Raw genomic sequence first — 6,613 nt, 5'->3', positions numbered from 1 at the left:
GATAGAGCGTAGTACAAACATGCTGTTTATGAGAAAACTTAAGAATGGGAAAAATGCCAAAGAACTGGCACGAACTGTAATACACTTACTATCTCCTTTCAAAGACCATATCAAGTCTATTACAACTGACAATGGTACAGAATTCGCTTGTCATGAAGTGATAGCCAAAAGCCTTGGTGTTACCATATATTTTGCTGACCCATACGCTTCATGGCAGAAAGGGGCTATAGAAAATGCTAACGGACTAATTAGGCAATACGTGCCAAAAAAAGAAACCTTTGAGCATATCAGCCAGCAACAAATCACGAAGTATTCAAAGAAAATTAACATGAGACCAAGAAAGAAATTAGATTTTAAAACACCACAGGACTGCTTTTACGAACTAATTAAGTAAATTTGCACTTGCTTGTTGAATTCACGAGGGGAATATCTAATAAGAGAATATTAAAAAACACTTAGGAATATAATATAATTAAAAAAAATATCATACCTTTGTCGGTAAATAATGATATAGAGTGTATTCCTTATTTTATTTAAGTAAAATTAAAAGCCAATAAAACATGAAGTATGCTTTAATAACTGGTGCTTCGCGAGGGATAGGACGAGCTGTAGCTTTGTCTTTAGCTGAACAATATTCTATAATAATCAATTACCATTCTAATTCAGAATGTGCTCAAGATGTGAAACAACTGATAGAGGAGAAGGGTGGTCATGCTGAACTACTGCCCTTTGACGTTGCTGATCCGAAGGCTATTGAAGCTGCTATTGATAGTTGGGAGGCTGCTCATCCAGATGAGTTCATCTCAGTATTGGTGAATAATGCGGGTATTCGAAGAGATAATGTCATGTTTATGATGTCGGAAGACGACTGGCATAGCGTTTTGGATACGAATATGAATGGTTTCTTCTATATCACACGTCGACTATTGAAACACATGATGCCACGTCGACATGGAGGACGAATTATCAATATGGCCTCACTGTCAGGACTGAAAGGTATGCCAGGACAGGTCAATTATAGTGCAGCAAAGGCTGCTCTAATAGGTGCTACGAAGGCGTTGGCACAGGAAGTTGCACCACGAAATATCACAGTGAATGCTGTAGCGCCTGGTTTCATACAGACTGATATGACGAAGGAGTTACCAGAGGATGAACTGAAGAGGCTCATCCCTGTGGGACGCTTCGGTAAGGCAGAGGAGGTAGCTGCGGTCGTGACGTTCCTTGCTTCGGATGCTGCTGCATACGTTACAGGTGAGGTAATTAATGTGAATGGAGGGTTGTACACTTAAAGAGAAGTTGTGAGATGTTAAGGAATTACAAGTGTAAAGTGAAATGTATTATTGCTGATATTAGGGGATTTCTGCTGTTGGCTTTTAATCCCTCATACTCCTTAACTTTTATAACTCCTAATAAATAACTTATGGAAAGAAGAGTAGTAATAACAGGAATGGGAATATGGTCATGCCTTGGTACTGACCTTGAAACGGTAAAGAATTCATTATATGAAGGAAAGTCGGGCATAGGCATTCAGGAAGAACGCCTTACCTATGGCTATCGTTCAGCATTGACGGGTATCGTTGCAGAACCTGTCATCACAAAGAAGATGCTTGACCGTCATATACGAGCAGGTATGTCAGAAGAGGCACGATATGCCTACATGTCAAGTTTGCAAGCCTTTGCTCAGGCAGGTATCACGGATGACTATCTGCTGGAGAATGAAGTAGGTTGTATCTTTGGTAACGACTCTTCAGCCCAGCCTGTCATTGAAGCCTCAAAGATAATGGATGAGAAACATGATTCAGCAATGTTAGGTTATGGACTCATCTTCCAGTCGATGAACTCAACGGTGAATATGAACCTCAGTACTATCTTCCATTTGCGCGGTGTGAATTTCACGGTCAGTTCAGCTTGCGCCAGTGGTAGTCATTCTATAGGTTTAGGTTTTATGATGATTAAGCAGGGGCTTCAAGATATGGTCCTTTGCGGTGGTGCACAAGAGACAAACTACTATTCAATGGCATCGTTTGATGCACTTGGCGCCTTCTCCATTCGTATGGATGAGCCGACAAAAGCCAGTCGCCCGTTTGATAGAGACCGTGATGGACTCATACCGAGTGGTGGAGCAGCATCATTGGTATTAGAGGATTATGAACATGCGAAGGCACGTGGAGCGAATATCCTTGCCGAAGTTGTTGGGTATGGCTTCTCAAGCAATGGCGGTGGTATCAGTCAACCATCCGATGAAGGAAGTGTTGTTGCCATGACTCGTGCGTTGAAGGCTGCAGATATGGAGGCTGATGATATAGACTATATCAATGCCCATGCTACGAGTACACACCAAGGAGATATGTATGAAGCAATTGCTTTGAACCGTATGTTTGGAGGTAAACATGCCCTCATATCATCTACCAAGAGTATGACAGGACATGAGTGTTGGATGGCTGGAGCATCAGAGGCAGTGTATAGTATCTTGATGATGCAGCATAATTTCGTAGCACCTAACATCAACTTTGAGAATCCTGATGAACATTCAGAGAAGATGAACCTTGCTACAACAACTATTGACACAGAAGTAAATACAGTTCTAAGTAATTCATTTGGCTTTGGGGGTACTAATTCCGCTCTGGTCATTAAGAAATTCAAGGACTAATGGGTATTGATTAATTAAAACTTAATTTATATTATTATGAGAATGTGTGTAAAGACCTTGTTGGTCCTTATCGTTGTATTTCTTTACAGTCCAATTGTAAATGCACAGAGTGATGAAACCTATGGTTGGGAGCAAGCTCCACGTTATAGGGGATTCATCTCAGAAGGTAATGTGTTTGGGACAGGTGATGTGAAAGATAATCGTACTTTCTTTTCTACTTCCCATGGTGTACAGATTAATCCGGAATTATTTATCGGTGGAGGTGTAGCCGTAAACTACTGGTGGGACAGTGAATACTGGAGTGTTCCTCTGTTTGTAGACACACGTCTGGAGTTTCATAAAGAATTGCGTAAGAATTTCTCCCCATATATAAGTGCAAAAGTCGGTTATAGTGTTGGAGACTGTGAAGGCTTATACTTTGCGCCACAAGTAGGATGTCATTTCTATTTCGGTCATAGTAAGTTTGGAATCAGTACTGCAATTGGTTATACACTTCAGAACAGTAAGATAGATACGGGTCTCGGGACTATAAGCAGTGATGCGAATGGTATAGAATTAACAGTAGGCTTAGATATCTAAAGAGATTATTATTTGATTATTAATTTATATTTTATCGATTATGAAACGAATTGTATTGTTATTATCTTTTATCGTGTGCTGCGTGATGAGTGTGTTTGCTAAGGCAGATGTAACATTAAAGAGCGGTTCACTTTCTCCATTAAAGACCTCAAAAGCAAAAGTTTATGTTGTTTGGGATTATAGTCATGCAACATTAGAAGGTAAGGATGTGAATGCTTTCTTGAAAGAGAAAGGTAAAGAGTGGGAGCGTGATTATAAGTCAGAGCTTGAACATGCAGAAGCAAATTTCGTGGAGCGCTTCAATGATAAGACGAAGAGTGTGACGATCACGGATAAGAAGAGTGAAGCAGACTACACCATAGTTATTGAGGTGAAAGACTTCCATTATGGTAGTACTGGTGCCTCTGTCCTCATAGGCTTTGGTGCTGGTGATGCTCACATGAGTGGTCTGATGAATTTCTATGAGAAGAACACGAAGCAACCATTTGCTGTTATTGATGTTGATGGAGTTGCTGGTGCAGGCTTCGGCAATGAGAAACGTCGTATTGAAACCTATCGCGAATTGGCTGAGCAAGTTGTTAAGCTAATAAAGAAGGTAAAGTAAATATAACTCTTTGTGTGATATAAGATATGAAAAAGATTATCATATTGATGTTTCTGTCAATTCTGAACTTATCTTGTATTGCAAAGGTGAAGTTAGAGAGTGGCAGTCTTTGTTGCCTGAAAGGTGAGAAGACTGTTGCTGTCAGCTTAGACTTGACAAGGATAAAATACAATAAAGCTCTCCCTTTTAAGGATTTCTTATCGCTTGGAAGAAGAGTAACTGATTGGAAAGAACGCTCTCTTGACTACTTTGTGAAAGAGTTCAATGATGAATGTTATAAGCGTAATCTTAGTGTAACGACTCATTCCAGAGGCACTAAATATATCCTTGTTCTGACCCCATTGGTTGTTTATAAAGACGGAAGTATTAGTGGTAATGCTTATTTACGTGAGGTAGGTTCCACCAAGCTCGAGGCAACGATGGTGTTTAAGTCTGACGATGGCGATAATGATGATCCGATAACATTTAAGGATCCGATGGATGAATTAGGTGAATCTTTCGCTAAGTTATTTATAAGAGAAATTAAAAAGGCAAATAAATAAGGATGAATCTATTCCAATCAGAAAGTGATAGATACACTCAAGAACAGCTCTCTGCACGTGAGGCACAACGTCTTGCAGAGTATATAGCATGGGGACCAGTCATCTTTCAGGTGTCTCGCCTGATGGTGAAATGGGGTATCCTGGATGCGCTGCGTGATAGTTTAGAGGGGTTGACATTGGATGAACTGGTGAAACAAACGCAACTCTCAAAGTATGCTTTGAAGGTTTTGCTCGAGGCTTCACTGAGTGCGGGGACTGTTTTGGTGAATAAAGATACAGACCGCTACACCATATCTAAGACAGGTTGGTTTCTACTCAATGATCCAGCTACACGTGTGAATATAGATTTCAATCATGATGTCAACTATCGGGGCATGTTCTTCCTCGATGAAGCATTAAAGGAAGGGAAGCCAGCAGGACTCAAAACTCTTGGCGACTGGCCAACAATCTATGAAGGATTGTCAAAACTTGATAAGCAAGTGCAGGACAGCTGGTTTGGCTTTGACCATTTCTACAGTGACCATTCCTTTGATAAGGCGTTGGAGGTTGTGTTCAGTAAACATCCTAAACACTTAATGGATGTTGGCGGGAATACTGGACGTTTTGCTTTGCGCTGCGTTGAGTTCGATTCTGAAGTCTATGTTACCATCGTTGATCTACCTGGTCAGATTGGAATGATGAAGAAGAATATTGAGGGGAAAGATGGAGCAGAACGCATCAATGGCTACTCCACAAATATCCTTGACGAAAACAATGGTCTACCACAAGGGAATTGGGACGCCATCTGGATGAGCCAGTTCCTTGACTGTTTCTCAGAAGAAGAAATCTATAGTATCCTTGTTCGGGCCGCCAAGGTGATGAAGAGGGATTCCACCTTATATATAATGGAGACCTTCTGGGACCGACAAAAGTATGAACCAGCATCACTATGCCTAACTATGACAAGTGTCTATTTCACTGTTATGGCAAATGGAAATAGCAAGATGTATCATTCTGATGATATGATCAAGCAGATTGAAAGAGCTGGATTGAAGGTTGTTGAGACCCATGATGGTATTGGACAAGGACACACAATATTGGAAGTAAAGTTGAAATAAATAATATAAATTATAACGTATAATGGAAAGAAAAGAAATTGAAGAGAAAGTAAGAAACTTCCTCATAGAGGATCTTGAGATTGATGAAGAGAACATTGCACCAGAGGCAAAGCTGAAGGATGACCTCGGCATTGATAGTCTGGACTTTGTTGATATAGTCGTTATTGTCGAGAAGAACTTCGGTTTTAAGATTAAACCAGAAGAGATGCAGGGAGTTGTTACTTTATCACAATTCTGCGACTATATAGAGAGTAAGGTTGGCTAACACAACATTTGGTAGTGGCTGGATGCATCGATTATTGATACAATCGTTGCGTTGGTTGGATGTGAGGATGGTTTATTTAGTCACATCCCTCTTCGTTATACCAGTCTGTCTGCTACTGAATACCAACCATAGTAGGACCTCAGCCTATCATTTCTACCGTTATCGCTTACGCTATGGGCGTTTGCGTGCGGCATGGAGTGTTTATGTCAATCACTGTTTGTTCAGTCAAGTAGTGGTAGATCGCTTTGCAGTCTTTGCTGGTAAACATTTCCATTTGGATATCGAAGGGTATGAGAACTTTCGCCTATTAGAGTCAGAACCGAAAGGATTCATGATCTTCAGTTCCCATATTGGCTGTTATGAGGTGGCAGGTTACTCCCTTATCTCAAAGACAAAACGCTTCAATGCGTTAGTCTTTGGGGGCGAAAAAGCCACTGTGATGACAGGGAGACAGGAAGTCTTGGGTCATCATAACATCCGTATGATACCTGTTAAGGAGGATATGAGCCACCTTTTTCTTGTGAATGAGGCATTGGATAACAATGAGATCATGAGCATGCCAGCCGACAGAATTATTGGTTCAGCCAAGTCTGTGACGTCTGTTTTTATGGATGCTGAGGCTCGTTTCCCTGCTGGTCCACTCTCTGTAGCTACAATGAAAGGGCAGGATGTCCTCGCAGTCAATGTCATGAAGACGTCTGCTAAGCATTATAAGGTATATGTTGCACGTCTTTCTTACGACAAGCAAGCACCTCGTCGACAGCAGATACAGCAGTTAGCTGATAGTTATGTGAAGGAACTTGAACGCAGAGTGCGGCAGTATCCTTTGCAATGGTTTAATTTCTATGATTTCTGGTCACGTTAAGTTGATGATAA

Annotated in this window: 9 protein-coding genes; all 9 read left to right on the top strand. The window is 40.8% G+C overall.

The window, feature by feature from the left end; translation table 11 throughout:
- Nucleotides 1–394: IS30 family transposase (locus tag CHB62_RS12210; protein ID WP_141240429.1), on the top strand; the 394-nt coding region annotated here is incomplete at its 5' end.
- 166 nt (nucleotides 395–560) lie between these two features.
- Nucleotides 561–1,289 carry a flexirubin biosynthesis SDR family reductase FlxB gene (gene flxB / locus CHB62_RS12205; RefSeq protein WP_089367051.1) on the top strand — a complete coding sequence of 243 codons (729 nt, stop codon included), beginning with the start codon at nucleotides 561–563 and terminating at the stop codon, nucleotides 1,287–1,289.
- Between the two features lie 131 nt (nucleotides 1,290–1,420).
- Nucleotides 1,421–2,650, top strand: coding sequence for a beta-ketoacyl-[acyl-carrier-protein] synthase family protein (locus CHB62_RS12200; RefSeq protein WP_089367050.1), 1,230 nt, complete (start codon nucleotides 1,421–1,423; stop codon nucleotides 2,648–2,650).
- 36 nt (nucleotides 2,651–2,686) lie between these two features.
- A complete protein-coding gene (locus CHB62_RS12195; protein WP_009011779.1) occupies nucleotides 2,687–3,229 on the top strand; it encodes a hypothetical protein in 543 nt (180 codons plus the stop codon).
- Nucleotides 3,230–3,269: 40 nt separating this feature from the next.
- Nucleotides 3,270–3,833, top strand: coding sequence for a DUF4410 domain-containing protein (locus CHB62_RS12190; protein ID WP_089367049.1), 564 nt, complete (start codon nucleotides 3,270–3,272; stop codon nucleotides 3,831–3,833).
- A 26-nt stretch (nucleotides 3,834–3,859) separates the two neighbouring features.
- Nucleotides 3,860–4,375: a hypothetical protein gene (locus CHB62_RS12185; protein WP_089367048.1), complete on the top strand. Its 516-nt coding sequence runs from the start codon at nucleotides 3,860–3,862 to the stop codon at nucleotides 4,373–4,375.
- A 2-nt stretch (nucleotides 4,376–4,377) separates the two neighbouring features.
- Complete coding sequence (locus CHB62_RS12180) at nucleotides 4,378–5,472, top strand: FlxJ family methyltransferase (RefSeq protein ID WP_089367047.1); 1,095 nt, start codon at nucleotides 4,378–4,380, stop codon at nucleotides 5,470–5,472.
- 22 nt (nucleotides 5,473–5,494) lie between these two features.
- Nucleotides 5,495–5,737 carry an acyl carrier protein gene (locus CHB62_RS12175; protein WP_004353718.1) on the top strand — a complete coding sequence of 81 codons (243 nt, stop codon included), beginning with the start codon at nucleotides 5,495–5,497 and terminating at the stop codon, nucleotides 5,735–5,737.
- A gap of 22 nt (nucleotides 5,738–5,759) precedes the next feature.
- Nucleotides 5,760–6,602: an LpxL/LpxP family acyltransferase gene (locus CHB62_RS12170; protein WP_089367053.1), complete on the top strand. Its 843-nt coding sequence runs from the start codon at nucleotides 5,760–5,762 to the stop codon at nucleotides 6,600–6,602.
- Nucleotides 6,603–6,613: the final 11 nt, after the last annotated feature.

The organism is Prevotella jejuni (assembly GCF_900187995.1).
In the GTDB taxonomy this organism is placed as follows: Bacteria; Bacteroidota; Bacteroidia; order Bacteroidales; family Bacteroidaceae; genus Prevotella; species Prevotella jejuni.
The sequence above is the reverse complement of the archived record's forward strand: the minus strand, read 5'-3'. Positions and strand labels throughout refer to the sequence as shown.